Origin of the sequence: Aeromonas jandaei, from assembly GCF_037890695.1 — a bacterium.
Lineage (GTDB): Bacteria > Pseudomonadota > Gammaproteobacteria > Enterobacterales > Aeromonadaceae > Aeromonas > Aeromonas jandaei.
The window spans coordinates 155,387-180,366 of record NZ_CP149571.1 but is presented as its reverse complement, the minus strand read 5'-3'; the positions used below and the strand labels follow the sequence as shown (position 1 = coordinate 180,366).

Annotated in this window: 22 protein-coding genes; 10 read left to right on the top strand and 12 right to left on the bottom strand. The window is 60.1% G+C overall.

Annotated elements, in window-relative coordinates:
• The first annotated feature begins 158 nt into the window (after nucleotides 1-158).
• Nucleotides 159-587: a DUF2753 family protein gene (locus WE862_RS00900; protein ID WP_042032590.1), complete on the top strand. Its 429-nt coding sequence runs from the start codon at nucleotides 159-161 to the stop codon at nucleotides 585-587.
• Between the two features lie 12 nt (nucleotides 588-599).
• Here WE862_RS00900 and WE862_RS00895 read toward each other — a convergent pair whose 3' ends face one another.
• Nucleotides 600-1,349 carry an enoyl-CoA hydratase-related protein gene (locus WE862_RS00895; protein ID WP_042032589.1) on the bottom strand — a complete coding sequence of 250 codons (750 nt, stop codon included), beginning with the start codon at nucleotides 1,347-1,349 and terminating at the stop codon, nucleotides 600-602.
• A gap of 89 nt (nucleotides 1,350-1,438) precedes the next feature.
• Here WE862_RS00895 and WE862_RS00890 point away from each other — a divergent pair, with 89 nt between their 5' ends.
• The 3 genes from WE862_RS00890 to WE862_RS00880 all read left to right on the top strand — a co-directional run bounded on the left by WE862_RS00890 (nucleotide 1,439) and on the right by WE862_RS00880 (nucleotide 3,324).
• Nucleotides 1,439-1,894 (top strand): copper chaperone PCu(A)C, encoded by a 456-nt coding sequence (locus WE862_RS00890; protein ID WP_042032588.1) that lies wholly within the window; start codon nucleotides 1,439-1,441, stop codon nucleotides 1,892-1,894.
• Between the two features lie 94 nt (nucleotides 1,895-1,988).
• Entirely contained in the window at nucleotides 1,989-2,615 is a 627-nt protein-coding gene (locus WE862_RS00885) for a TIGR04219 family outer membrane beta-barrel protein (RefSeq protein WP_033115111.1), read from the top strand.
• A 28-nt stretch (nucleotides 2,616-2,643) separates the two neighbouring features.
• The gene (locus WE862_RS00880) at nucleotides 2,644-3,324 is read left to right on the top strand and encodes an SDR family oxidoreductase (RefSeq protein ID WP_042032586.1); all 681 of its coding nucleotides are present in this window, start codon (nucleotides 2,644-2,646) and stop codon (nucleotides 3,322-3,324) included.
• A 92-nt stretch (nucleotides 3,325-3,416) separates the two neighbouring features.
• Here WE862_RS00880 and WE862_RS00875 read toward each other — a convergent pair whose 3' ends face one another.
• On the bottom strand, nucleotides 3,417-5,141 hold the full coding sequence (locus WE862_RS00875; protein ID WP_042032585.1) for a proline--tRNA ligase: 1,725 nt from the start codon (nucleotides 5,139-5,141) through the stop codon (nucleotides 3,417-3,419).
• A 549-nt stretch (nucleotides 5,142-5,690) separates the two neighbouring features.
• Here WE862_RS00875 and rlmD point away from each other — a divergent pair.
• Nucleotides 5,691-7,043 carry a 23S rRNA (uracil(1939)-C(5))-methyltransferase RlmD gene (gene rlmD, locus WE862_RS00870; protein ID WP_042032584.1) on the top strand — a complete coding sequence of 451 codons (1,353 nt, stop codon included), beginning with the start codon at nucleotides 5,691-5,693 and terminating at the stop codon, nucleotides 7,041-7,043.
• A 172-nt stretch (nucleotides 7,044-7,215) separates the two neighbouring features.
• Here the strand turns inward: rlmD and WE862_RS00865 are convergent, their stop codons facing one another.
• The 3 genes from WE862_RS00865 to WE862_RS00855 are packed head-to-tail and all read right to left on the bottom strand — an operon-like array spanning nucleotide 7,216 to nucleotide 10,695.
• Nucleotides 7,216-7,785, bottom strand: a complete 570-nt coding sequence (locus WE862_RS00865; RefSeq protein ID WP_042032581.1) for a PqiC family protein — start codon at nucleotides 7,783-7,785, stop codon at nucleotides 7,216-7,218.
• On the bottom strand, nucleotides 7,782-9,431 hold the full coding sequence (pqiB, locus tag WE862_RS00860) for an intermembrane transport protein PqiB (RefSeq protein WP_339058686.1): 1,650 nt from the start codon (nucleotides 9,429-9,431) through the stop codon (nucleotides 7,782-7,784). Before pqiB ends, WE862_RS00865 begins: the two co-directional genes overlap by 4 nt.
• Nucleotides 9,424-10,695, bottom strand: coding sequence for a paraquat-inducible protein A (locus tag WE862_RS00855; RefSeq protein ID WP_042032577.1), 1,272 nt, complete (start codon nucleotides 10,693-10,695; stop codon nucleotides 9,424-9,426). The genes pqiB and WE862_RS00855 overlap by 8 nt, the downstream gene beginning before the upstream one ends.
• 178 nt (nucleotides 10,696-10,873) lie before the next feature.
• On the opposite strand from WE862_RS00855, the gene hfq reads away from it, so the two are divergent.
• Nucleotides 10,874-11,233, top strand: a complete 360-nt coding sequence (gene hfq, locus WE862_RS00850) for an RNA chaperone Hfq (RefSeq protein ID WP_005335772.1) — start codon at nucleotides 10,874-10,876, stop codon at nucleotides 11,231-11,233.
• Nucleotides 11,234-11,365: 132 nt separating this feature from the next.
• Here hfq and WE862_RS00845 read toward each other — a convergent pair whose 3' ends face one another.
• From WE862_RS00845 to WE862_RS00820, 6 genes are all read right to left on the bottom strand, one after another.
• Nucleotides 11,366-11,956: an HAD family hydrolase gene (locus tag WE862_RS00845; RefSeq protein ID WP_042032575.1), complete on the bottom strand. Its 591-nt coding sequence runs from the start codon at nucleotides 11,954-11,956 to the stop codon at nucleotides 11,366-11,368.
• A gap of 66 nt (nucleotides 11,957-12,022) precedes the next feature.
• Nucleotides 12,023-13,126 (bottom strand): EAL and HDOD domain-containing protein, encoded by a 1,104-nt coding sequence (locus WE862_RS00840; RefSeq protein WP_042032573.1) that lies wholly within the window; start codon nucleotides 13,124-13,126, stop codon nucleotides 12,023-12,025.
• A gap of 4 nt (nucleotides 13,127-13,130) precedes the next feature.
• On the bottom strand, nucleotides 13,131-14,771 hold the full coding sequence (locus WE862_RS00835; RefSeq protein ID WP_042032570.1) for a GGDEF domain-containing protein: 1,641 nt from the start codon (nucleotides 14,769-14,771) through the stop codon (nucleotides 13,131-13,133).
• A gap of 241 nt (nucleotides 14,772-15,012) precedes the next feature.
• Nucleotides 15,013-17,046 carry an exoribonuclease II gene (locus WE862_RS00830; protein ID WP_339058685.1) on the bottom strand — a complete coding sequence of 678 codons (2,034 nt, stop codon included), beginning with the start codon at nucleotides 17,044-17,046 and terminating at the stop codon, nucleotides 15,013-15,015.
• 99 nt (nucleotides 17,047-17,145) lie between these two features.
• Nucleotides 17,146-18,045, bottom strand: a complete 900-nt coding sequence (locus WE862_RS00825) for a LysR family transcriptional regulator ArgP (RefSeq protein ID WP_198493465.1) — start codon at nucleotides 18,043-18,045, stop codon at nucleotides 17,146-17,148.
• Nucleotides 18,046-18,250: 205 nt separating this feature from the next.
• Nucleotides 18,251-18,889, bottom strand: coding sequence for an acyl-homoserine-lactone synthase (locus WE862_RS00820; protein WP_042032563.1), 639 nt, complete (start codon nucleotides 18,887-18,889; stop codon nucleotides 18,251-18,253).
• A 62-nt stretch (nucleotides 18,890-18,951) separates the two neighbouring features.
• Between WE862_RS00820 and WE862_RS00815 the strand changes: the two genes are divergently transcribed.
• A complete protein-coding gene (locus WE862_RS00815; RefSeq protein ID WP_042032561.1) occupies nucleotides 18,952-19,734 on the top strand; it encodes a LuxR family transcriptional regulator in 783 nt (260 codons plus the stop codon).
• A 218-nt stretch (nucleotides 19,735-19,952) separates the two neighbouring features.
• The gene (gene lysE / locus WE862_RS00810) at nucleotides 19,953-20,561 is read left to right on the top strand and encodes an L-lysine exporter (RefSeq protein WP_042032560.1); all 609 of its coding nucleotides are present in this window, start codon (nucleotides 19,953-19,955) and stop codon (nucleotides 20,559-20,561) included.
• A gap of 58 nt (nucleotides 20,562-20,619) precedes the next feature.
• On the opposite strand, the gene WE862_RS00805 is transcribed toward lysE, so the two are convergent.
• Nucleotides 20,620-22,629: a methyl-accepting chemotaxis protein gene (locus tag WE862_RS00805; protein ID WP_042032558.1), complete on the bottom strand. Its 2,010-nt coding sequence runs from the start codon at nucleotides 22,627-22,629 to the stop codon at nucleotides 20,620-20,622.
• A 254-nt stretch (nucleotides 22,630-22,883) separates the two neighbouring features.
• Here WE862_RS00805 and ruvA point away from each other — a divergent pair, with 254 nt between their 5' ends.
• A complete protein-coding gene (gene ruvA / locus WE862_RS00800) occupies nucleotides 22,884-23,498 on the top strand; it encodes a Holliday junction branch migration protein RuvA (protein ID WP_041209185.1) in 615 nt (204 codons plus the stop codon).
• 8 nt (nucleotides 23,499-23,506) lie between these two features.
• Nucleotides 23,507-24,517: a Holliday junction branch migration DNA helicase RuvB gene (ruvB, locus tag WE862_RS00795; RefSeq protein WP_033115129.1), complete on the top strand. Its 1,011-nt coding sequence runs from the start codon at nucleotides 23,507-23,509 to the stop codon at nucleotides 24,515-24,517.
• The last annotated feature ends 463 nt before the right edge of the window (nucleotides 24,518-24,980 follow it).

Below are 24,980 nucleotides of genomic sequence, written 5' to 3'. Positions count from 1 at the left end.
TTCGGGGTTGGCCCTGATATGGGAAATCGGCGCGATCATAAGGGTAATAATGGCGATTTGCCAAGCAGAATGGAGAGATCCTGCACTAACCATCTGGTTGATATTTATTCTCAATTAGCCATCATGGATCACCCTGATGAATAGCAAGGGGGAGTGAGATGACACCAGAGAGTTGGCAGCGTTACATGCTGGAGGCGGAGCGGTCGTGGCAGTCCGGTTCGCTGGGGGCCGCCGTGTGTTTCTATCAGCAGGCGCTGGGGGATGTCTACGAGATGAGCGAGGTAGCGCTTGCCGAGCTGGCCAGCATGCGGGTCGCTACCTGCCACCGGCTGGCCGATTTCTGGCGGGCGATGGATGAGCCCGCCTACGAGCTGCGTTATCTCAAGCTCGCCTCCGAGCTGGTGACGGCGCTGGTGCCGCAGTGCCCCAACCGGGAGTGCGAGGCGCTGATCAGCGAGCTGGGCTGCTGCCGCGGCGCCCTGCTCGCCTTCTTGAAGCGCCACCCCAACCCCGAAATAGCCAAACTGATCCAGTTGCAGGACAAGGTGCAGGGCTGCGAACTGATCGGCCGCTTTCGCCTCAACTGACAGGCGTCGATCTTAGCTGCGGCGTTTGAGCTTTTGAGCGATGCGCTGCTGCGCCTCTTCCCCTTGCAGCGCCTGGGCGAAGGCGCGCGCCTCCAGATCGATGACGAAGTGGACCGCCTGTTTGAGCTCCTGTTTCATAAGCGCTTTGCTCTTTTGCACCGCCCTGGGCGCCTTGGCTGCCAGCTTGAGCCCCTGCTCGCGGGCAAAGGGGAGCAGGGCATCGGCGGCCACCACCTTGTTGGCGAGTCCGAGCCGCAGCGCCTCGTCGGCATCGATTGCCTCGGCCAGCAGCAACAGCTCCGCTGCCTTGAGGTGACCCACCATGCGCGGCAGCAGCAGGCTGGAGGCGAACTCCGGCACCAGCCCCAGCTCGACGAAGGGGAGTTGCAGGCGGGCGTTATCCGCCAGATAGACCAGATCGCAGTGGAGCAGGATGGTGGTACCGATCCCCACCGCCGGGCCGCCGACCGCCGCAATCACCGGCTTGGGGAAATCGGCCAGGGTGTGGAGGAACTGCAGGATGGGATCGTCGGGTTCCAGCGAGCTCTTGCCGACAAAATCGGCCAGATCATTGCCCGCGGTAAAGCAGTCGCTCTGTCCCTGCAGCAGCAGGGCGTGCACCTCCTCATCGTTTGCCGCCTGCTGCAGGGCGCTCACCAGCTGCTGATAGAGGGCGGTATTGAGGGCATTGCGCTTGTCGGGGCGGTTGAGCGTCAGGGTGAGCAAGCCATCCTGCTGCTCGGCGACGAGAATGGGGGCCATGTCTAAATCCTTGTTATTGAAGGGTGCACAAAGGTTACTGCCGGAGTAACCTTGGAGCCGTTTAACAACATCATAAAAGGATTTCAACCATGTTTAAACGTGCGTTTTATTCTCTGCTGGTGCTTGGCATGACGGCTCCCGCGCTGGCCAAGGTGGATGCGGTTGACGGCTATGTGCGTTTGCTGCCGCCGGGCTCTCCCAACACCGCCGCCTTCATGGTGCTCAAGAACGATGCCGACAAACCGGTCAAGCTGGTGGCGGCAGCCTCTCCTGCGGCGGGTCGCGCCGAGCTGCACACCCACCTGCACGAGAATGGCGTGATGAAGATGCGTCAGGTCGAGAGCATCGAGATCCCGGCCAAGGGTGAGGTTGCGCTCAAGCCCGGCAGCTTCCACATCATGCTGTTCGAGATTGGCGCGCTCTCCGAAAAAACTCCGATGCCGCTCACCCTGACCATGGATGATGGCGAGAAGCTGGAGCTCTCCCTGCCGGTCAAACCGATCGAGCCGATGGCGGGGATGAACATGAAGCATATGAAACACTGACATTTGTCGTCGCTTGTTCAGATTTGAGACTGGGTATTTTGGCTGCACCGGGTAAAATAGCGCTCTTTCCATGTATGCAAGAGGAAGTGAAGTGATGAAAAAGACGCTGATTGCCGGTGTTCTGTTTGCCCTGTGCAGCCAGGGTGCCATGGCCGCCAATGACTGGCGTTTCGCCGCCGGTGCCGACGTATGGAACGCCCAGGGCAGTGGTCAGGTTTATGGTGCCAGCACCAACTATGACGATCACTACAACTGGAACGGCTACCTGCAGCTGGAACACGGCATCATTTTCCTGCCGAACGCCAAGTTTGAGATCTCCGACTTCAGCACCTCCGGCGGCGCCTTCAAGAACGAGCTGACTGCCTACGATCTGAACCTCTACTACCGTCTGTTCAACAACGATCTGTTCAAGATCGATCTGGGTCTGACCGGTCGTTACTACGATGGCGAGCTGACCTCCTACGGTCGCAAGGGCTACGACAAGGACACCGTGATGGCCTACGCCGGCAGCGAACTCTACATCCCGAACACAGGTTTCGCCTTCTTCGGTGATCTGCGTACTCACGACGTGGACAACTATGACTACCGTCTGGGCGCTTCCTACAAGTTCTCCAACATGCCGGTGAAGCTGCGCGCCGGCTGGCGTGAAGCCAATGTGGACTTCGACAACGTCGACCAGCGTATCGACGGCTGGTTCATGGGCGGCGAATTCACCTTCTAATCTGAGCGTCTGACGACAAGGAGAAGTAATGGGCTACATCATAGTGACGGGGGCTGGTTCCGGTCTGGGCCGCGCCTTGACCGCAGGGCTGGTTGAGCGGGGCCATCGGGTTGCCATGATGGGGCGCCGTTACGAGAAGCTGCAGGAGCAGGAAGATCAGCTCGGTCAGGCGGTGATCGGCATTGCCGCCGATCTCGCGCACCACGAAGAGGTGGAGATGGCCTTTGCCGCCGCCGTCGAGTGGGGCGGCCTGCCCGAGATGGTGATCCACTGCGCCGGGGTTGGCGAGTTCGGCCCGGTCGGCATCTACACCGCCGAGCAGATCCGCAGTGTGGTGGAGAGCAATCTTGTCTCCACCATACTGGTGGCCCAGCAGACGGTGCGCCTTATCGGCGAGAAAGGCGGGGTGCTGGCCAACGTGCTCTCCTCTGCCGCTCAGGTGGGCAAGGCCAACGAGAGTCTCTACTGCGCCTCCAAATGGGGGATGCGCGGCTTTCTGGAGTCGTTGCGCGCCGAGCTGAAAGGCTCGCCGCTGCGGCTGGTGAACCTCTACCCGAGCGGGATCCGCAGCGCCTTCTGGGACAACTCGGATCACGTTGACCCGACTCGTTTCATGACCCCGGAAGATGCCGCCGCCTACATGCTCGATGCATTGGCGGCGCGTAGCAGCTGCCACGTGACCGATCTCTTTATCGGTCGCAACGAGTAGGCTCCTTGCGGCAATCCTCTTTGCTTTAGAAGAGAAGACAAACAAAAAGCGCGCCATCGGGCGCGCTTTTTTATATCGGGAAGAGGGTGGGCTTAGCGGCCCAGTTTGGCCTTGATCATGGCGACGATGTCGCTGATGGCCACTTCCTGCTTCTCGCCGGTGCGGCGGCACTTGTACTCGACCACGCCGTTGTCCATGCCGCGCTCGCCGATGACGATGCCGTGCGGCACGCCCAGCAGCTCCATGTCGGCGAACATCACGCCCGGGCGCTCTTTACGGTCATCGAACAGTACATCCACACCGGCCGCTTTCAGCTCGGCGTAGAACTGCTCGGCCAGCTCGGCAACGCGCACGGACTTGTGCATGTTCATCGGCACGATGGCCACTTCGAACGGGGCGATGGCGTCCGGCCAGATGATGCCGTACTGGTCGTTGTTCTGCTCGATGGCGGCAGCCACCAGACGGGAAACCCCGATACCGTAGCAACCCATCTCCATGGTGACGGACTTGCCGCCTTCGTTCAGCACGCTCGCCTTCATCGCTTCGGAGTACTTGGTACCCAGCTGGAAGATGTGGCCCACTTCGATACCGCGCTTGAGCAGCAGCTTGCCCTGGCCGCACGGGCTCGGGTCGCCTTCTACTACGTTGCGCAGGTCGGCAACTTCGTAAGCGGTGATGTCGCGATCCCAGTTGGCACCAGTCAGGTGGAAACCGGTCTCGTTGGCGCCGCAGACGAAGTCCGCCAGATGGGCGGCGCTGCGATCGACGATGATGCGACCGGCAAAGCCGACCGGGCCGATGGAGCCTGCGTCGCAACCGGCGGCCGCTTTGATCTGCTCGTCGTTGGCGAAGGTGAGCGGGTTGGCTACGCCAGAGAGTTTCTCGGCCTTGATTTCGTTCAGCTCGTGGTCGCCACGCAGTACCAGCGCGATGACGGCCTGCTTGCCAGCTTCATCCTCTTCGCCCAGTACCAGCAGAGTCTTGGCGATGGCGGTCGGCGCCACGTTCAGGAAGGCAGCCACTTCGTCGATGGTGTGGACGTTCGGGGTGGCAACCTTGGTCAGGGCAGCAGTGGCGGCAGCGCGCTCGCCGGCCGGTGCCAGCGCTTCGGCCATCTCGATGTTGGCGGCGTAATCTGATGTATCGGAGAAGGCGATCAAGTCTTCACCGCTCTCGGCCAGCACCTGGAATTCGTGGGAACCGGTACCACCGATGGAGCCGGTATCGGCCTGCACCGGACGGAAGTTCAGACCCATGCGGGTGAACGCCTTGCAGTAGGCAGCGTGCATCTTCTCGTAGGTATCGACCAGAGACTCTTTGTCGATATGGAAGGAGTAGGCATCCTTCATCAGGAATTCGCGGCCACGCATCACGCCGAAACGGGGGCGCACTTCGTCGCGGAACTTGGTCTGGATCTGGTAGAGGTTGAGCGGCAGCTGCTTGTAGCTGTTCACTTCGTAACGCACCAGCGCAGTGATCACCTCTTCGTGGGTCGGGCCCAGCACGAAGGGACGGTTGTGACGGTCGGTCAGGCGGCACAGCTCGGGACCGTAGTCATCCCAGCGGCCGGACTCCTGCCACAGCTCGGCGGGCTGCACCACCGGCATGGATACTTCGATGGCACCAGCATTGTTCATCTCTTCGCGAACAATGTTCTCGATTTTCTTCAGTACCCGCAGACCGGTTGGCAACCAGGCATACATGCCGGAGGCCAGTTTACGGATCATCCCGGCGCGCAGCATCAGCTGGTGGCTGACAACTTCAGCGTCGGAGGGGGTTTCCTTGAGAGTGGAAAGCAGATATTGGCTGGTACGCATCGCGGTAGACCTTAGCTAGAACGGGCGCGGGGCCCAGGATAATTTCAAGGGCGGAATTTTAACAGGCTGGGCGTTGCGGCCCAAGGGCTAAATTTGCCGCAGCCGCGAAAGGGCGGCGCGGGCTGGCCATCTTGTCCGGATCGGAGGGGATGCCCGGCTGGCCATCACCGGCTTGCCGGAGGCGCATGTGGTTGCAATTGGCTTGGTATAAGTAAAGGTTTGGCCATTTTGGCAAAATCCATAAATTTTATTTATACCGCGCGGTTTGTCCCTGCAACGGGCCGCAGCGTGCCACTGATAGCTCGCCAGGGGGACTGGCCGATCCTGACGATGCAAATCTTGCCGCAACCCGCGGGAACGGGGGCTGGCGGGGCCTCGCCCACGGGCCATTTGGCCGGGCTGCAAAAGCGGGGCGGGTAGTACCACAACCATTGGGCTTTTAATGCCTGCAATTTGGCCGGATCTCCGCTAAACTCTGCCACCTTTTCGTGACGGGTCGGCCAAACCGGCCCCGTCGCCCCCTCTTTATTTGTACTTTTGGAGCCGCTCATGCCGCTAGTGGGACATCAACACCAGATCGAGATCCTGGAACTGACCGACAAAGGAGATGGCAAAGGACGCCTGTTCGACCGCCCCCTGTTTGTCGAAGGTCTGCTGCCGGGTGAGCAGGCGTTGGTCGAACTGACCGAGGTGAAGCCCAACTACCTGCACGGCAAGGTCGCCGAGCTGCTCCAGCCCTCCGCCGACCGGGTAGCCGACTTCTGCCCCAACACCGAGTGCGGTGGCTGTCAGGTGCGCCCGCTGGCCTATCCGGCCCAGCTCAAGCTCAAGCAGAGTCTGGTGCAGAGCGCCCTGGAACAGGTCGGGCTGGGTGAGGCCGTGGTCAATCCCATCCTCGGCATGGAGACCCCGTTCGCCTATCGCAACAAGGCGCAGTACGCGGTGCGCGGCTGTGACGCCGGTGCCGAGATCGGTTTTTATCGCAAGCACTCCCACGACCTCATCACCGCCGATGATTGTGCGGTGCAGGACTCGCTGCATGTGGAGCTGAACGCCCGGGTGCGCAACTGGATGCGCGCACACGAGATCAAAGCCTATGACGAGGTGAACCACACCGGCTGTGTGCGCAACCTGATGACCCGCAAGGGCTTCAAGAGCGGCGAGCTGATGGTGGTGCTGGTGACCCTGAGCGAGGAGCTGCCGTTCGAAGCCGAGCTGCTGGCGGCCCTGCAGGATCTGCCGATCACTACCCTGGTGCAGAACATCAACGAGGCGCGCACCAACCGCATTCTGGGCGATAACAACCGGGTGCTGCTGGGCAGCGGGGTGATCCGCGACAAGATCCACGAGCTCGAATTCGAGATCTCGCCGCTCTCCTTCTTCCAGAACAACCCGAGCCAGACCGACGTGCTCTACTCCAAGGCGCTGGAGTATTGCGAGCTGACCGGCAACGAGACGGTGTTCGACATCTATTGCGGTATCGGCACCATCTCCCTGTTCCTGGCCGGCAAGGCCGCCAAGGTAGTGGGGATCGAGTCGGTCGAGAGCGCCATCAGCGATGCCCGTCGCAATGCGGCCCTCAACGGCATCGAGCAGACCGAGTTCCACGTCGGCAAGGCGGAGCAGCTGATGCCTGCCCTGCACGCCGAAGGGGTGAGCGCCGACGTGGTGGTGATGGATCCGCCGCGCAAAGGCTGTGACAAGGCCGTATTGCAGACCCTGGTGGCCATGGCGCCCCGTCGTCTGGTCTATGTCTCCTGCAACCCGCAGACCCTGGCCCGCGATCTCGCCTGGCTGGTCAAGCAGGGCTTCGTGCTGGACGAGGTGCAGCCGGTCGATATGTTCCCGCACTCCATGCACGTCGAAGCTGTCGCTCGCCTGAGCCTGCCAGCGAAAGCGTAATCGGACATTGGCGCGGAGCGATTGACATGTTCCTCCTCCACGCCATGCACGTCGAAGCTGTTGCTCGCCTGAGCCTGCCCGCCAAGGCATAAGTCGCCTCTGACTTGCGCCCATAAAAAAACGACGCCAACTGGCGTCGTTTTTTTTATCTGATGCTCGCAGCTTGCGGTGTTCAGCCCTGCTTGCGTACCTCGTCGGCAATCTGGTCGAGCAGCTGTTGCCAGCCCAGACCCAGCTCGCTGACCAGCGCGTTGTAGCCATCGGCCGGCAGTACCCGCACCTGATTGAAGGGGGCTTCGCGCAGTACCGAGCCATCTTCCGCCAGCAGGCGCCAGCGCCCGCTCAGCACGGCGCGGCCATCGTGACGACCCTGAAAGCGCTCGACCAGAATGGTCAGCACCGGGCCCTTGCGGCCGCCATCCTGACGAACGACCCAGCCCGGCAGGCGGGTGGAGAGGCCGTTGAGGGTGAGCTGGTTGAGCTGATCGTCGAGCGAACCGGCCCAGCGGTGGTACTCGGTGAAGTGGAGCTCCTGCCCCTCCAGCTGATAGACCAGACTGATCCGGTCGAGCTGGCCCGCCAGCGCGATGGGGCGCAGCACCAGCTGGTGCTGCGGGGTAACCGGCGCCGCTGCCGGTTGCTGGCTGTCGGCGGCGAGGGAGTAGTAGTGCAGCGCGGGCTGGGTGCCACTGCACCCGGCCAGCAGGCCGGTCAGCGCCAGCGTCAGGATGAACTTTTTCATGGTGTGCCTCGCTTGGGTTCAGGGCACCGGGGACGGACGCGATCGAAGATCAGCGAACTCGGCTGCTCGTTGAGAGAGTGCACCAGCGGCTGCAGCTCGCGCATCAGCTGGTTGAGGGTCTGCACCGACTGACGCAGATCCTGATTGGTTTGCGACTGGGCATCATAGGCCTGAAGGGTCTCCTGCAACTGCTTGAGGCTCTCGTTGAGCGACGCCGGCAGCTGCTGGGTGGAGTCCTTGGCGGTGAGCTTGTCCAGATTGGCGCTGACCGCACTGATGTTCTTCAGGGTGCCATCCAGCGTCGAGAGCGAGCTGTTGACCTTGGTCAGGGTGGTGGCCATATCCATGTCGACAAACTTGTCGAGGATCAGGTTCACCTTGCGCTCGATCTGATCCAGCCCGCCCTGCACGGTCGGGAAGACCTGATAGCCGGCCAGCTTGACCTGATCAAAGCGGGGCGCCGTGGGGTAGAAGTTGAGATCGATGATCTTGCCGCCGGTCAGCAGACTCGAGGTCTTGAGGCTGGCCCGCAACCCCTCCTTGAACTGTTTGCTGAACAGGGCGCGCCACTGATCTTTCTCCGCCTTGGCATAACGGTGGGAGAGACGCTGTACCTCGATGCGGGCCAGTACCGGGATCTGGCGGTTCTGGAAGATGCGAACCCCCTTCTCCTCGATCATGTAGGGCGCCGAGATGACGGTGCCGACCCGGATGCCGCGATACTGCACCGCCGCGCCAGGATGGAGACCCGCCACGTTGTCGTCGAACAGGAAGACGTAGTCGATGAACTGATCCAGACTACCGGCCAGCACGCTCGCCTCATCCTGGAACAGGGTGAACTCGTCGTGCTGCTTGACCGGATCACCCGGTGACCAGCCGGCAGGCAGGCCCATGGTGATGCCGCCGTCGATCAGGCTCTCCAGCGAATCCATCTTCACCTTCATCCCTTCGCTGCTCATGGAGACCTCGAAGCCCGGGGTCAGCCAGAAGCGGGAGTTGCTGCTCACCAGAATGTCGTAGGGAGCGTTGATGAAGATCTGATACTGCATCTCCCGCTTCTCGGGCAGGAACTTCGCCTCTTCTACCTGACCTATGGTGAAGCCCTGGTAGTTGATGGGCGAGCCCTCGCCAAGCGCCTTGGCTTCACGGCTGGAGAGGGAGAGGCGCAGCCCCTTGGCATTGATGGAGGAGAGCGGCGGCTTGTCGAGCATTGCGTACTCGTCGCGTGCCTTCCCTTTCTTGCCGGGGGAGAGCTCGATATAGGCGCCGGAGAGCAGGGTGCTGAGACCCGATACCCCTTCACGGCCGACCCTGGGCTTGACCACCCAGAACTTGCTGTCGCCGCGCAGCATGCTGGCGGCGTCGTTGGTCAGGCGCCCCTTGAGCACGGCGTGGCTGTAGTCATCGCTCAGCTGGACGGCATCGATGCGGCCGACGGTGACCTCGCGCGAGCGGATCTCCGTCTTGCCTGCCACTATGCCTTCGGCGGTGGCGACTGTCAGGGTGAAGCTCGGGCCCTGGGAGTACCAGTGCTGAAACAGCATCCAGAGACCGATGAACAGCGCCAGCAGAGGCACCATCCAGATTGCGGCGGCGGAGCTCAGAAAGTCAGAGCCCGGTTTCCACCTTGTTTTACGCTCACTCACGTTCGCGTTCTCCTTGTTGTAAATCCCAGATCAGGCGCGAGTCGAAGCTCATGGCGGCGACCATGGTGATCAGCACCACGCCTGCAAATGCGACGGCCGCAGGGCCGGGGTAGATGGTCATCAGGTTGTCGAGCCGGATCAGGCCCGCCAGGATGGCCACCACGAAGACGTCGATCATCGACCAGCGTCCGACAAATTCGGTCATGCGATAGAGCTTGAGCTTGCCGAGCGGCGACTCGGCATGGCCGCTCTGCACCATGTAGCAGAGCCAGAACAGCGCCAGGATCTTCACCAGCGGGACTACCACGCTGGCAAAGAAGATGACGGCTGCGATGGGGTAGGAGCCCATCGCCCAGAGCAGCACCACGCCGCCGAGGATGGTGGAGGGGCTGTCATCGCCGAGAAAGACGGTGTCCATGATGGGGTAGACGTTGGCCGGGATGTAGAGAATGGCCGAGGTGATGAGCAGGGCCCAGGTGCGGTTCAGTCCGCCCGGTTTGCGGGCATGCAACTTGCCGCCGCAGCGCTGGCAGCTGTGGCTGCCCGCCTCGCTCAGGGCGCCGCAGATATGGCAGCCCACCAGACCCGATGCCATGGCGCCCGCTTCGGGGTCGAGCTCACGCTGCTCGGTCGGGCCGAACAGCCGTTGCCAGAGCCACATCCGATCCAGCGACGAGATGGTCTTGATGAGCAGGATGGTGTAGCCGACGAAGGCCCAGAACGAGAGGCCCATCTGGATGTCGGCCATCCCCATCAGCTTGACCAGCGAGATGAGCACCCCCACCAGAAAGACATCCACCATCAGCCAGGGCTTGATACGGCAGAGCAGGCGGCCGAGAGAGCGCAGGGCGTGGCTGTGCAGGTCTTTGTCGAGGCGCCACAGTACCAGCATGATGGAGCCGATATAGACCAGCGGCAGACCGATCAGGGTGATGCTGAGTACGGCGCTGAGAAACAGATACCCTTCGTCCACCAGAGTCGAGATGCACTGGAGAAAGGTCATCTCCTGCCCGATCCCCTTGGCCGAGAAGGACATGAAGGTAAAGGAGTTGGAGAGCACGAACATGATGAGCGCCGCAAACCCGTAGGAGATGGGACGCAGCTCCTGCTGTGGCAGATGCTGGCTCAGGGTGTGACCGCAGCGGGGGCAGTGGCTGGCTTCGCCCACCGCCAGCGGTGTGGCCGGGATCAGCAGGTCACACTCTTCGCAGGCGGTGTCGTCATGAACGTAGGTGGTATGGTGTTGGTGTGAAACCGGATGCAAGATAAAACCCCAGATTAGGCTCGCGAGAGAACCAGAGGGGCGATTATCGCAGTTGTACCGGTCAGCGACCAGTCCTGCGGCGGTGCGATTTGCGGGGCGGTGTGTGAGAATGACTTTGACAAGCCAGTGGCCATTTAGCACAATCAAACGCCACTTTTTTTCCGCGGGACAATAATTTATGACAACTGAATCCCCAAGCTACTCCACGATTGAGCAAGCCTTCTCCCTCGGGAACGGGCAAGATTCTGCCCTCAACTGGTTGCGTAAAAACCGCAGTCAGGTCGCCATTTTCCTGGTGAGCGGCATCAAGCTGGAGGGCACCATCAGCGGGTTTGACCAGTACAGCGTGCTGCTGACCGATGCACACGGCAACCAGCAGCTGGTCTACAAGGCCAAGATCTCCACCATCGCCATGCACACCGGCCGTCCGCAGGTAAACATCCAGCGTGCTCGCAAGCCGCGTGTCTCCATGGCGCCGCGTCCCCACGGTGCGCCGGGTCGCTATGACGACAATCAGGGCGGCGGCAACAACGAGTAATCGTACGTCACTGCCTGTCCGTTGACCGCCTGCTGCGTCAACGGCTGACGGGAGTTCCGCTCATTCTCCATCCTGTCCCGTATGAGCGCGGACTCCCGTTATCGCCCTGCCAGGGCGATAACTTTCACCTCATCAGAAGTCGATCCCTACCGGTTTACCCTCTTTGACCATGCAGGTCTGCATCCCGGCAGCCTCGCCCGCTTGTACGCCGATCCCGGTATCTTCAAACACCAGACAGCCTGACGGTGCGACCCCCAGCTTGCTGGCGACCAGCAGGAAGGTGTCTGGATTGGGCTTGTGCAGCTCCACGTCGTCGGCTGTCACCACCACCTGAAAGTAGCGATCCAGCCCGGTATTGCGCAGCACCGCTTCGGCATTGACCCGGGGTGAGCCGGTGCCAATTCCCATCGGGATGGTGCCGTGATAGCGATCGAGCAGTGTCTGCATGGCCGGAAACACTGTTGCCTTGTGCAGGTTGGCTGCATAGTGGGCGGTCTTGCAGCGGGTCACCTCGAGCGGATCGAGGGGGATCTGCTGCTCTTCGGCGACCAGCAGCGCGATCTTGCGGCTCGGCATGCCACCCAGTTCATAGAACCAGTCGGCATCGAAGCGAAAGCCAAACTCGCGGGCGGTGTGCTCCCAGGCGGCGAGGTGCAGCGGCATGGAGTCAACCAAAGTGCCATCAAGGTCAAAGACCAGGCCTTGGAATCCGGAAAGGGTCATGGTGCGGGGTCTGTCTCTGAAAAAAGGGAGCCCATTCTAGCCAGTGGCTCCCCGCCTCGCCATCACCTAGCTGGTGAGAAACGCTTGCCCCCACATTTGTGCCTGAAAATAGATGGGGGTGAGCTTGGCCGGATTGAGCTGATAGTGCGGGGCCAGCTGTGCCAGCAGAGCCCAGTTGCCCTGCTCGTAGGTGTTGACCAGCTGGAACAGATGAAACAGCGGCCCTTCGCGCAGCTCGATGGCCCGTTTGACGTTCGTGGGCAGGTGGCGCTTCATCTCCTCCGACAGCAGGGAGGCATCCTGCACCAGCCCGACCAGAAAGGCCCAGCTGGCGTCGGCTTTACCGAGCGCAGTGAGGGCGATGAGCTCGCAGAAGCGGCCGCGAGCGATGGCCATCCGGGTACAGGCTTCGGGCATATGCTGGCTGGCCCGGGCCAGCCCGTTGATCAGCACGAATTTGCGGATCTCCTGCTCCCCCAGATAGGAGAGGGCGCGGGGCACCGAGGTGATGGGGGTCGCGTGATCGAAACCGGGGGCGTTGACATAGGTGAGCAGCAGGCCCGGCAGCCAGGCATCCTGCTCCAGCAGGCGGGCGACCTGGGCAAACGAGAACTCTTCGTGGCAGATGAGCTGGAGGATCTGCTGCACCAGCGCCATGTCGGGCTGCTGGGCGCGCTGGTTGACCAGCTCGGGACGGGCGAGAAAGCCGCCGGCGAAGAAATCGACCCCCGCCTCCCGCAAGGGGAGAAAGTCCTGCCACGCCTCGACGTTGAGCGCCATCCGCTTGTGATCGGTGGGCTGACAGATCCCCTCTTCGCCCGTCCAGAATACCAGCAGGCGGCTGGCACCGAGCCAGCGGGCATCGCGCTGGGCGCCATGCACGGCGAGTCTGCGCCGGCTGTCGCGCCACTGTTCCAGCACCGGAAAGGAGGTGGGTAGCCGTTCGCTGGATGCCTCGACCAGCGGGATGGTCTCCTGAGCAAACAGCAGGGGGCGTTGCTCATCGAGCTGTTCGTGGTTGAAGGGGAGCAGATATTGGCGCCCCTGCGCCAGCAGGTGGCTATGTTGGGCCAGTGCGGGCCATTCGGCCGGTGAGCTGAACTGATAGTCGATGCCGTAGGCCACCAGAGCCAGGCGACGGTTGAAGATGGGATAGCGACGCAACAGCATGGGATCACCGATAAGCCAGTGTGCGGGCCCTCCCTTCTGATTTGGCGTGGTAGAGCGCCTGGTCGGCCTGTTCGGTCAGGCTCTGCCATGCCTCGTCCTGGGAGGGAACCAGATAGCTAAAGCCTATGCTAACCGTAATGAAATCAGCAACTCGGGATGCGGGATGTGGCAGGTGCAGGCGGGCGAGCCCCTCGTGAATCCGCTCCGCCAGCTGCTCCGCTTCACCAGGTTGTGGCGCGCAGAGCAGGATGACGAACTCCTCCCCGCCATAGCGAGCCACCAGATTGGTGCGGCGGCGCTCCGCTTCCTGTAGCACCCGGGCCACCTGCTGGAGGCACTCATCCCCCTTGGCGTGACCAAAGTGATCGTTGTAACCCTTGAATTCGTCCACATCGATCATCAGTACGGCCAGCAGGCTCTGGGTGCGTCTTGCCCACTCCCACTCCCGTTGCATGGTGATATCCCACTGGCGCCGGTTGGCGATGCCGGTGAGGGGATCTTCTAGGGAAAGCAGGGAGAGGCGCCGGTTGGCCTCTTCCAGCGCACGGTTGGTCTCGGCCAGTTGCATGGTGCGCTCGGCGACCCGCTCCTCCAGCTCGCGATTGAGCCGCTCCAGCTGCTCCTGGGTGCGCTGGCGGATCAGCAGTTGTGACAGGATGGCGGCGTACTGTTTGAAGATCTCGCTCTGATAGGCTTTGAGCGGACGGTGCCACAGCAGGTTGTCGGCGGCAATCCAGCCGATGGGGATGGCGCCATCCCAGAGCGATACCATGGCGTTCCAGCCCTGTCCCACCTGCTGTTTCTCGTAGTAGAGAGGGGTATCTTCCAGCACCAGCACGTAATCCTTGCGCTTGAGCGCCTCCTGCACCGTGGGGTGATCCGGGATAGGGCTGACAAAGTCGTGTTCGTCGACCAGCTCTCCCTCTTCACTGGTGCCCCAGGTGCCGCGCATGGTCTTGCCGTCGGGCTCAATGAGAAAGATGGCAACCCGGTCAAATTGCAGCTCCTTGCGTGCCAGCAGCACGGCATCACGCAGTAACTGGTTCTCGCTGCGGCTGCGGGAAAGGGTGACGCTGACCATGTGCAGTGCCTGCAGCATGGTGAGGAAGGAGCCCTGCAGCGCCTGACTCTGCACCAGATCTGTCTGGGTATGCAGTCGCTGGTCCCGCTCCTGATCAACCTGATCTGCGAGCAGATGGTTGCTCAGTTCGGCGGTCAGGTAGTGGATCAGCAGCTGGATCCCCTGACGCTGATGGCGGGAGAGGCGATCGATCCGGCGGTGGGTTTCGAGGTAGATGACCCCTTCCAGCTTCAAGTGACGTTTGAGGGGGAAGCAGGCGCGCAGACGAGGAGGCTGGGGCTCCGATTCATCCCGCTCGTCCGGAGGCTGGTGAACCGGCTCGATCATCAGCTGGCCCTGATGAATCGCCTTGTCGATCAAGGTGTGGGGCAGGGGCAACGCATCCAGATGGGTGAGATCGAGCGTCGTCAGCCCCTGCTCCAGCTGGAAGCGATAGAGTTTCGGTTCGGGGGATTTCAGCCAGAGATAGAGGTAGTCGGCATCTGTCTTGTCACGAATGGTAGCGAGGCTGACTTCGCATAACTGGGCAAAGTTGGTGAAGTGTTCCGGATCCCATTCCTGCATGCCAATATCCCTTTGGGTCTAACCCCGCGAGTATATATAGAGTCCGTTTAATTTATTGATTGAAATGTCAAAATGGAGATCCAGAGCCCAGATTTTGGCTCCTTTTATGGTGCGTGATGACGGGCTTTGCATGGGGCTATTAACTGTTACGGGTAACAGCAATCAGTGGCCGGTTGGCAGGGAGATTTGAAGGATTATGAAAAGAAGAGCCCGCACAGTGGCGGGCTCTGGAGAGGGGGATTTATTCCGCCTTGCCGGCTTCATCGGCCGGTGCCGCGGCGTTATCAGCACTGTTCTCGGCGACCGGCGCTTCCGGTGCTGCGCCCGGTACCAGATCTACCGCCGGTTTGGCGATGAGAGAACGGGTCTCTTCCACCGCTTCGGTCAGCTTCACCTCGATGATCTGGCCGAGCTCGTAGACCACCTCGGTCTTGTCCAGATAGACGCGGCCGTTGTCCCAGTTGCACTCCAGTCGATCCTTGTTGTCGAGGATATGACGGGCAGGCATGAAGACCACGGCGCCGTTCTCCTGCAGACGCAGCTTGAGACCGGCACGCATCACGTCGATGATCTCGGCGTTGAACACCTGATCGGTGCCCGCGGCGGCTTTCAGATAACGGACATAGAGCCAGTCGCCGATGTCGCGCTCCACCATGCGGTGCAGACGGCGGCAGGCGGTCAGATGCTCGGTGAGTTCGGTGCTCGGGCGCTCGCCCGGGGTCTTGCCGGCGATAACGGCTTTGAGCAGACGATGGTTGACCATATCGCCGTACTTGCGAATAGGTGACGTCCAGGTGGCGTAGGCATCCAGACCCAGGCCGTAGTGGGCGCCCGGCTCGGAGGACATCAGCGCATAGCTCTGGAAACGGCGGATCTTGCCATCCAGCCAGCGGGTGTCGAGGTTGTCGATCCAGCGGCGCAGGGCACAGAAGCCGGAGAGGCTGGCGATCTCGTCGCGCTCGAACGGGGCTTCGGCACTCTTCAGCAGGTCGATGGCGCCGTCGAGGGACTCTTCGTCAAAGCCGGTGTGAACGTTGAAGATGCCGTAACCGACGCTCTTGCCCAGCACGCGACCGGCGCAGATGTTGGCGGCGATCATCGACTCTTCCACCATGCGGTTGGCGATGCGGCGTGGCTCGACGTGGATAGCCAGCACTTCGCCATTCTCGCCCAGCTCGAAGTCGTAGTCGGGACGATCCGGGAATACCAGCGCATGTTCGGTGCGCCACTTGATGCGCGCTTCGGTCATGGCCTTCATCAGCGGCAGCTGGGCCTGCACGCCGGCGTCGATGACCAGCTCTTTGCCATGCTCCGCCCAGTCGGAGACGTCGTCATAGTTGAGACGGGCGTGGGAGCTGATGCGGGCGGCGAAGAACTCGGTCTCTTCCAGCAGCAGACCATCTTCGGCGATGAGCAGACGGGCGCACAGGGTGTTGCGCTCCTCGCCCTCCTTCAGGGAGCAGAGCTCGTCGGAGAGGGTGCGCGGGATCATGGGTACGTTGCGGCCCGGCATGTATACGGTGAAGGCGCGCTGGGCGGCCTCCTTGTCCAGCTCGCTCCCTTCGGCCACATAGGCGGTCGGGTCGGCGATGGCGACCAGCAGCTCCCAGCCGTTATCCAGCTTGGTGATGGCCAGCGCATCGTCCATGTCCTTGGTCTTGGCACCGTCGATGGTGAAGAAAGGCACCTTGGTCAGGTCACGACGGGGCAGCTCCTCCTCTTCGATCACCTTCCACTCCGGCAGATCAGCCGGTTCGACCTGGGCCAGGTTGTGGCGCGCCAGCACCACCCACCAGGGCACGTTGTGATCTTCCTGAGCGGCGATCTTCTGGATGATCTCGGCAGAGAAGTTGCCGTCAACCAGCGCATGGCGTTTGAGGGTGGCGACCACCCAGTCCCCTTCCTTGAACTCTTTCTCATCCAGACCCTTCTTGACGCGGGCCTTGATGGCATCCTTGATCAGCGGGTGGTCGGCGACCACGTTGAGGCGGTCGCGGAACATCTTGACCCGGGCCACGAAGCGGGTGACGGACTGCTCCAGCAGGGCATCCGGCTCGGCCACTTCCTTCTCTTTTTCGGTGCGGATCAGGGCGCTCACCCGGTCACCGTGCATCACCTTCTTCATGTAGGGAGGCGGCACGAAATAGCTGGTCTTCTCATCGACCTCCAGAAAGCCGAAGCCCCGATCGGAGGCGCGGATAACACCCTCTTTCTTGGGGATGTTTTCGCGGATTTGTTGCTTGAGCTGGGCCAGCAGCGGATTGTCTTGGAACATAAGTGAGGAACCTGAAGTGAAAACCTGGGTGGAGACCTGATGAAGGATCGCCCAGCACTATACGTTTTTAGCCCTGCAAAGCCAAGATGAATGGCCTGCTCAGCGTGGTTTCAACTGCGATCTGGCATGGTCAATGAGACGTTGGGAGAGCTGCTTGTGTACCCCCTTTTCCAGTACCCAGCGGTGCCAGTAGAGGCGTTCCGTCAGGAGATAGTCGGGACTGAGGTTGAGCAGTGATCCGCCAGCGAGCTGGCCTCTGATCTGCAATTCGGGGATGAGACAATAGGCCAGGCCCTGTTCGGCCATGGCGACGAAGGCCTCGGACGAGTGAACCGTGTGGCAGGGATAACCGCCGGGCTCCAGCCCGAAGTGTTGCGCCATGAAGCTGACATGCATGTCGTCGCGTTGATCGAAGGCCACTGCCGGAGCCTTGGCCAGCGCCTCCCGGGTCAGACCCTGGGGAAAGTGGCGCGCCACGAACGCGGGGCTGGCGGTAAGCTGATAGTTCATTTCGCCCAGCTCATCGACGCAGCAACCGGCCAGTGGCTGGGGGCTCAGGCTGACGGCGCCGAAGGCTTGGCCCTCGCGAACCTTGTCGAGGGTGCGGCTCTCGTCATCCACCAACAGATTGAGTTCGATGGGATGCTGCTCCAGCAAGGGGGCGATAGCGGGCAGAAACCAGGTGGCCAGGCTATCGGCATTGACGGCGATGCTGATACGGATAGGAGCTTTTGGCGTGGCGGGGGCCAGTTCGCCCGCCAGCTCAAGTTCGAGCTGGTGCACCTGACGATAGTGAGCCAGCAGCTTTTCCCCCAGTGGGGTTGCCTGCAACGGCTGACTGCGGATGAGCAGCGGTTCGGCAAATTGCTGCTCCAGCTGCTTGATGCGTTGAGAGATAGCCGATTGGGTGATGTGCAGCGACCTAGCTGCTCGCTCGAAATTCTGCTCCTGCAACACGGCATCCAGTGCCCGCAGCAGTTTGTAATCCAGCTCTTTCATCCCTCATCCTCCCCTCGGCGCAGAGCATAACTCTACGTGACTGCGCCGGGGACAACAACGGCGAGAGATGGCGCCATTCTGGCGGTGCTGTGATATCTGACAGTGGTAGAGGAGCCTTTTGGAGCAGATACTGGGCTCGTCGCGCTGGCAGCCCGGCGCGGAGTCATGGCGAGCCATTTGTCCCGGGGCGGGCTCCCGGGATTTTTTATACCTGAGCAGCCAGTTGTTCCACCTTGTGCTCGACGCTCTGGTATTGACCCAGCAGGGTTTGCGAGACGACTTTGCCAAAGTGTTCATTGAGGTGAAAACGTAGGCCAACGCCTCTGACGGCCCCGAGATCCACGGATTGGCGGTGGCCCAGACGTTCCATCGGTATGCCCATTCTGCGGTAGATACGCTCAGCAGGCAGACTGGCGACGCCAACCACCTCCTTGATGCCGTTGGCTTTGGCAAAAGCATAAACTTCGCGAAGAATGACGAAAGTGAGTTCGCTGACGCCATTTTCCATGCGAGGTGCACGGCTGGCATCTATGGCCAGACGAGTCAGCTCCCAGATGTCGGGTGTGTCGGGAGGGCATTCGCCAGCCAGCGCAGTTGGAAAAATGGTGGACAACATGTAGGTACCAGAGCAGTCGAGCATGCGGATACAGCCGCATATCCCTTCGCTGTCTTCGATCAGTACCCAGTGGGTGTCCGGGGAGTCGAAGCTATCGCGCTCAAGACCGCGGTATGATTCGACATCCCAGCCCAGACGACCAGAAAAGATGCGATTTCGAAAGCGATAGAGCTCGTTCTCTATCTCATTTCGCGGGTGATCTCTCAATTTTCCTGTGAAAACCAACATTGTGGCCCCTCTCTCTTTCTATTCGCCGTTATAATCACATGCTCTGCCAAGGGGGCTAGCACATGCAACGAGAGCAACTGTTTGAATATCTGGAACATTTCACTTCGGTGACTGATGGGGATTGTCTGGCCAGATTAATTGGTCAGTTCGCACTCGATATGGGGTATGACTACTATGGCTTTACCCTGATCATTCCCATGTCGATGCAGCGCCCCAAAGTTGTGCTGTTCAATCAGTGTCCTGCTCCCTGGGTACAGACTTATACCGACAACAACATGCTGGCTTGCGACCCCGTTATTCAGCTGGCGCGCAAACAGACGCTTCCTATCTACTGGAACCGGCTCGACGAGCGGGCCCGTTTTCTGCAGGAAGGGAGCATGAACATGATGGGGCTGGCAGCCGAATTTGGGCTGCGCAATGGCCTCTCCTTCCCACTGCATGGCGCAGGCGGAGAGAACGGAATCCTCTCCTTCATTACTTCCGAGCGGGCATCAAGTGATTTGCTGCTGGAGTCCTCGCCCATCCTCTCCTGGATGTCCAACTACATCTTTGAAGCTGCAATTCGGGTCGTTCGTCATAACATGCAGGAGGCTCCAGCCCCTGAGCTATTGACCGAGCGTGAAACCGAGTGCCTTTTCTGGGCCAGTGAAGGGAAAACCTCGTGCGAAATTGCCTGCATTCTCGGCATCACCGAGCGCACGGTGAATTACCATCTCAATCAGGTCACTCGTAAAACCGGCTCCATGAACCGCTATCAGGCGATTGCCAAGGGCGTGAGCAGCGGCATCCTGTTACCCAATCTGGAGCAGGTCGTCGTGACCCATTACCCGGTATCGCTGCAGTAGTGTTGTTCCTGGCGGGAGCGATGAATTCTCCTGCCGCTATTCAGGGGGTACAATTGTCAGATCCGGTAATTGACAAGAGAGCTGCAACTGCATTTAGAGGGGCATGGCTGAGTCCGTTGCTATTAGCAAATCGAATCAAGCAGTAAATTAATGAATTTTTCTGGATAGAAGCTCACCGCTATAGTGCCGTTCATTCCCAATTTCAGACGGTGCTTTTCATGTTCGCGACTACTCTGCAAGGCTTTACCCTTGGCCTTGCCATGATCATTCCTATTGGTGCCCAGAACGCCTTTGTGCTTAGCCGCGGCATTCATCGCAACCACCATCTGCTGACCGCAATGCTCTGTAGCTTCTGCGATCTCATCCTGATCGGGATTGGCGTATTTGGTGGTGCTACTGTCCTCTCGGCAAGCCCCATCGGGATGGCGCTGCTGACTTGGGGCGGTGTGCTCTTTCTCTCCTGGTTCGGCGTGCGCTCCCTGCGCAGTGCCTGGCGTGGTGCTCAGGTCGGGCTTGCCGACTCGCCCCAGCAAATGGGGGCCAAAAGCGTGCTGGCGATGACGTTGGGCGTCACCCTGCTCAATCCCCATGTCTATCTCGATACCCTGATGTTGCTCGGCTCCGTGGGCAGTCAGGTGGCAGTGTCCTTGCGCCCGGCATTTGCCGCAGGTGCCATGCTGGCCTCGCTGGTATGGTTTTACTCACTGGCGCTGGGGGCTGCAGCTCTGGCCCCTTGGCTGGCAAAGGGGAGGGTGCAGCAGGGGATCGATTTGCTGGTCGGCATCATCATGCTGATCCTGGCGCTGCAACTGGCCAGAGGGGGGTAACTCATCCAGATAAAAAGATGCCACTCGCTGGGAGTGGCATCTTGGTTGTTAAGAGGGATCAGACCCGGAACTGCGAAAGCAGCCGCTGTTGCAGCAGGCTGGCCTGATGCAGTGACGAGGCGAGTTGCAGACACTCCTGTGCCTCCTGTTCACCGGTTTTGGCCTGTAGGCTGATCCCCGAGACTTTGTCGGAGGAGTTGCTGAGGGTGTGTGACAGCTGTCCGGTGGCGACGGCCACCTGCTGCACCATATCGGCCAGCTGATCGATGGCTCCTTGTACCTTGAACAGGATCTGCTTGGTGTTCTCGGAGTCTTGCATACCCGCTTCCACCGTCTTGAGGTTACGCTGCATCATCAGGTAAGCGGTCTCGGTTTGTTGCTGGATGCTGCTAATCACCTGGCTAATCTCGGCACTGGAAGCCGCTGTGCGGTTGGCCAGGGTGCGCACCTCGTCAGCCACCACTGCAAAACCCCGCCCCATTTCCCCTGCTCGGGCCGCCTCGATGGCTGCATTGAGTGCCAGCAGATTGGTTTGCTCCGAGATACCGCTGATGGTGGAGATGATCTGGCCGATCTGCCCCGCCTGCTCCTTGAGGGAGTTGATGGCGATGGCGCACTCGCTCACCTCCTGTACCACACGCTGCATGCCCGCGCTGGCAGAGGCGACATACTGGCTGCTCTCGGTGGTCAGCTGGCGTACTTCATTGGCATTTTGGGCGGCCATGCTGCAGTTGTCCGAGATACCGGTGGCAACCTGTACCATCTCTTCACTGTCATGATGCAGAGCCAGCGCGTGTTCTGCTGTCTGGCGGCTGCTCTGGCTGATGGCTTCCACCCGATTGACCGAGGTATGGACATGCTCGCTGATGTGCTGATTGTTGTGCATCGTCGAGCTGATCATCTTCTGCAGCTTCTCGATAAAGCGATCCACGCTATTGGCGAGCGATCCGATCTCATCATCCCGTTTCAGGTTGATGCGCACGTTGAGATCGCCATCGCCTGCGGCTATATCCTCCATGCGTTTATTTACCTGGAGCAGTGGGGTTACAAGCTTGCGGGTCAGCCAGAAGCCACACAGGGTGACGATGACGAGGCTGAATACAAGGCCAGCCAGGATCAGAGTGTTGGTCTGGCCGATGATGCCATTGAGCTGGATAATCTGATCTTCCACGGTTGCATCGCCTTTTGCCTCGACATCGACCAGCTGTTGCGCTAGTTGATCTGCGCTTTGCTCATAGGTCGCCTGTTGTGTCTGATAACTGGCGAGGGCCGCTAGCCAGCTGCCCAGCAACTGTTTGTGGCGGGCCTGCAGCTCGCGGTATTGGCTCGACAGCGTATGGCCGCCGAATTCTCCGCTGCCCTGTGCATCGAACATGCCAGTGGCCAGCATCCGGCTGGCGGCACTCTCATAAAATGTGATTGCCTCTTCCAGCTCCTTTTTGATGGCATCCGAGATGCCGAGTCTACGCATCTTTTCCATGGCGTAGAGTTGACGCAAGAAGCCGATATTGGCCTCCATACCGCCATCGGCAGCCTCCCATCGCGTTTCCAGACCGCCATTCCAGCTAATGGGTTGATCAGGCGATTGCGTCAGGCCTTCCACGGCCCCATCACCGATGACCTCCATCTGTTCCGAGAGGCGAGCCAGTCGATCGGCATTATCGCGCAAGGATTGATCCACATCGGTATAGCTGCGATAGAGCGCCAACAAGGCATCTTGCTGCTGTCGATAGTCCTGCTGCTGCTGCTGCATGATCTTGACTGCGGAAGGGTCGATGAGTTGCCCGTTGGCCACCCGCGTCAGTGCATCATCGGTTGCCGCCTTGGCTGAATTCAGTTTGCCATTATCGAGCGGGATCCCGTTGAGCATCTTCTGTATTTGCAGTTGCTGGTGGCCCAGTTCGATGGAGCCTTCCATGGCGCCATCTGCAGTTTGCCAGGCTGCCCCCAATACATAGGAGAGCAGATTGGCCAGTCGCTGGCTGCCGTACCAGCCGACGATCCCCATGCCCAGCGTGCAGCCAAGCAATATGGTGAGGCCCAGATTTGAGGTCGTAACAATCTTCATGTGATGGCCTTCCTTGGTGTATAGCACTATCAGGTGCCGAATAAGTCTAATCAGACAACGCCATGTTTGCCAAAGATGCGGAGTCGGCTACCGGTTATCCCGTGCCTGAAAAAGCACAGGATCAAGCATGGTGGATCTTGCATAAAATGCTTCTCCGATGAGCGGCCACCGATAGGGCAATGCTGGATACTTATCCAGTTATTCTTTATGCTATGAGCCAATTTGCGAATTGCTGTACTGGTGAGGAGAGAGCCGTGATTGGTCGCTTGAGAGGCATTGTCATTGAGAAGCAGCCCCCCGAGGTTTTGCTGGAAGTGGGTGGCGTTGGCTACGAGGTGCAGATGCCAATGAGCTGTTTCTATGATTTGCCGGAAATCGGCAAGGAGGCGACCATCCACACCCATTTTGTGGTGCGTGAGGATGCCCAGCTGCTCTATGGTTTCAACCACAAGCAGGAGCGGGCCCTGTTCCGCGAGCTGATCAAGACCAACGGGGTCGGCCCCAAGCTGGCGCTGGCGATTCTCTCCGGTATGACGGCCAGTCAGTTTGTCATCTGTGTCGAGCGTGAAGAGATAAGCTCACTGGTCAAGCTGCCAGGGGTAGGCAAGAAGACGGCTGAACGGCTGGTGGTGGAGATGAAGGATCGTCTCAAGGGATGGGTCAGTCATGATCTCTTCTCCCCGGCAGCGGTCACCTTGCCATCTCGCGAGCCGGAACTGCGGGCTCCGGATGCCGCGGAAGAGGCGGCCAGCGCCCTGGTGGCGCTCGGTTACAAGCCGCAACAGGCGAGCCAGATCGTCAGCAAGATCGCCAAAGATGGCATGTCGGTGGAAGATATCATCCGCGAATCCCTGCGTAGTCTGGTGTGAGGTAGCAGATGATTGAAGCAGATCGTCTCATTTCGTCCAGTGCCGCCCGTGAGGACGACATAATCGACCGTGCCATCCGCCCCAAAAAACTGGCGGACTATACCGGTCAGGATGCCGTTTGCGAGCAGATGGAGATCTTTATCGAGGCGGCGCGGCAGCGGGGGGAGGCGCTCGATCACCTGCTGATCTTCGGCCCGCCGGGTCTGGGCAAGACCACCCTCGCCAACATCGTCGCCAACGAGATGGGGGTCAACATCAAGACCACCTCTGGCCCCGTGTTGGAGAAAGCGGGTGATCTGGCTGCATTGCTCACCAACCTCGAACCACACGATGTGCTCTTTATCGACGAGATCCACCGCCTCAGCCCGGTGGTGGAAGAGGTGCTCTATCCGGCGATGGAGGATTACCAGCTCGATATCATGATCGGGGAGGGGCCGGCGGCCCGCTCCATCAAGCTCGATCTGCCCCCCTTTACCCTGATCGGTGCTACCACCCGGGCCGGCTCTCTCACCAGCCCGCTGCGGGATCGCTTCGGCATCGTGCAACGCCTCGAGTTCTACAACGTCAAGGATCTCACCGATATCGTCTCCCGCAGTGCTCGCTGTCTGGGGCTCGACATGACAGAAGATGGTGCCATTGAGGTCGCTCGTCGCTCTCGCGGCACGCCGCGGATTGCTAACCGCTTGTTAAGACGGGTGCGCGACTTTGCCCAGGTCAAATCCGATGGCCGGATCGATGGCCCCATCGCTGCGCGGGCGATGGACATGCTGGACGTCGATAATGAGGGGTTTGATTTTATGGACCGCAAGTTATTGTTGGCTGTCATAGACAAGTTTATGGGGGGGCCGGTGGGTCTCGATAACCTGGCGGCGGCTATCGGTGAAGAGAAAGATACCATTGAGGATGTACTGGAGCCCTATCTGATCCAGCAGGGCTATCTGCAACGTACCCCAAGAGGGCGGATAGCGACTACGCGGGCATATGCTCATTTTGGCCTTCAGCGGCCTGATGAGAAGTAAGAAAACAGCTGTTTGAGTAAAAAACCGCCACATAAGGCGGTTTTTTGTTATCCGGGCAAAAAAAAGCCCACGGCGGATGCGGTGGGCAAAGACAATTCAGGATGGATGTTCACAGACAGTGAGTGCGTCTGGACACAGACCGGAAAATAAACAGGTGAGCCGTCGCGAGCTCTCAGAGTCGGTTCAGTTGATAGAGCTGAACAAAGGAAAGCTTGTAGTAACGGATGGTTTTAGCAACAAACTTTTTCATCTTCGATTCCAATAGTCAGGTTCAAAATGATGGTCGAATACGTACCGTGAACCCCGATTAACCGGCCTGTATCCAAGGGTATGCCCTCACTGCGAGGCGCATTGTAGGAGTTCGAATCGGCGTGGGCAAACAAGAAAAATTGCACCGTTCAGATTAGTTTATCTAATTTATTTTTTGATTGGTTTGGCTCGCATGAGTATGCATTTTTAGCAG

Bases quoted from the DNA above. Each gene is read 5' to 3' on its own strand.
- WE862_RS00815 (WP_042032561.1), top strand. From the start codon at position 18,952: ATGCAACGAGAGCAACTGTTTGAATATCTGGAACATTTCACTTCGGTG.
- WE862_RS00885 (WP_033115111.1), top strand. From the start codon at position 1,989: ATGAAAAAGACGCTGATTGCCGGTGTTCTGTTTGCCCTGTGCAGCCAG.
- lysE (WP_042032560.1), top strand. From the start codon at position 19,953: ATGTTCGCGACTACTCTGCAAGGCTTTACCCTTGGCCTTGCCATGATC.
- WE862_RS00845 (WP_042032575.1), bottom strand. From the start codon at position 11,956: ATGACCCTTTCCGGATTCCAAGGCCTGGTCTTTGACCTTGATGGCACT.
- hfq (WP_005335772.1), top strand. From the start codon at position 10,874: ATGACAACTGAATCCCCAAGCTACTCCACGATTGAGCAAGCCTTCTCC.
- WE862_RS00895 (WP_042032589.1), bottom strand. From the start codon at position 1,349: ATGGCCCCCATTCTCGTCGCCGAGCAGCAGGATGGCTTGCTCACCCTG.
- WE862_RS00900 (WP_042032590.1), top strand. From the start codon at position 159: ATGACACCAGAGAGTTGGCAGCGTTACATGCTGGAGGCGGAGCGGTCG.
- WE862_RS00890 (WP_042032588.1), top strand. From the start codon at position 1,439: ATGTTTAAACGTGCGTTTTATTCTCTGCTGGTGCTTGGCATGACGGCT.
- WE862_RS00805 (WP_042032558.1), bottom strand. From the start codon at position 22,629: ATGAAGATTGTTACGACCTCAAATCTGGGCCTCACCATATTGCTTGGC.
- rlmD (WP_042032584.1), top strand. From the start codon at position 5,691: ATGCCGCTAGTGGGACATCAACACCAGATCGAGATCCTGGAACTGACC.
- WE862_RS00865 (WP_042032581.1), bottom strand. From the start codon at position 7,785: ATGAAAAAGTTCATCCTGACGCTGGCGCTGACCGGCCTGCTGGCCGGG.
- WE862_RS00840 (WP_042032573.1), bottom strand. From the start codon at position 13,126: ATGCTGTTGCGTCGCTATCCCATCTTCAACCGTCGCCTGGCTCTGGTG.
- WE862_RS00825 (WP_198493465.1), bottom strand. From the start codon at position 18,045: ATGAAAGAGCTGGATTACAAACTGCTGCGGGCACTGGATGCCGTGTTG.
- WE862_RS00830 (WP_339058685.1), bottom strand. From the start codon at position 17,046: ATGTTCCAAGACAATCCGCTGCTGGCCCAGCTCAAGCAACAAATCCGC.
- ruvB (WP_033115129.1), top strand. From the start codon at position 23,507: ATGATTGAAGCAGATCGTCTCATTTCGTCCAGTGCCGCCCGTGAGGAC.
- WE862_RS00835 (WP_042032570.1), bottom strand. From the start codon at position 14,771: ATGCAGGAATGGGATCCGGAACACTTCACCAACTTTGCCCAGTTATGC.
- WE862_RS00875 (WP_042032585.1), bottom strand. From the start codon at position 5,141: ATGCGTACCAGCCAATATCTGCTTTCCACTCTCAAGGAAACCCCCTCC.
- WE862_RS00880 (WP_042032586.1), top strand. From the start codon at position 2,644: ATGGGCTACATCATAGTGACGGGGGCTGGTTCCGGTCTGGGCCGCGCC.
- WE862_RS00820 (WP_042032563.1), bottom strand. From the start codon at position 18,889: ATGTTGGTTTTCACAGGAAAATTGAGAGATCACCCGCGAAATGAGATA.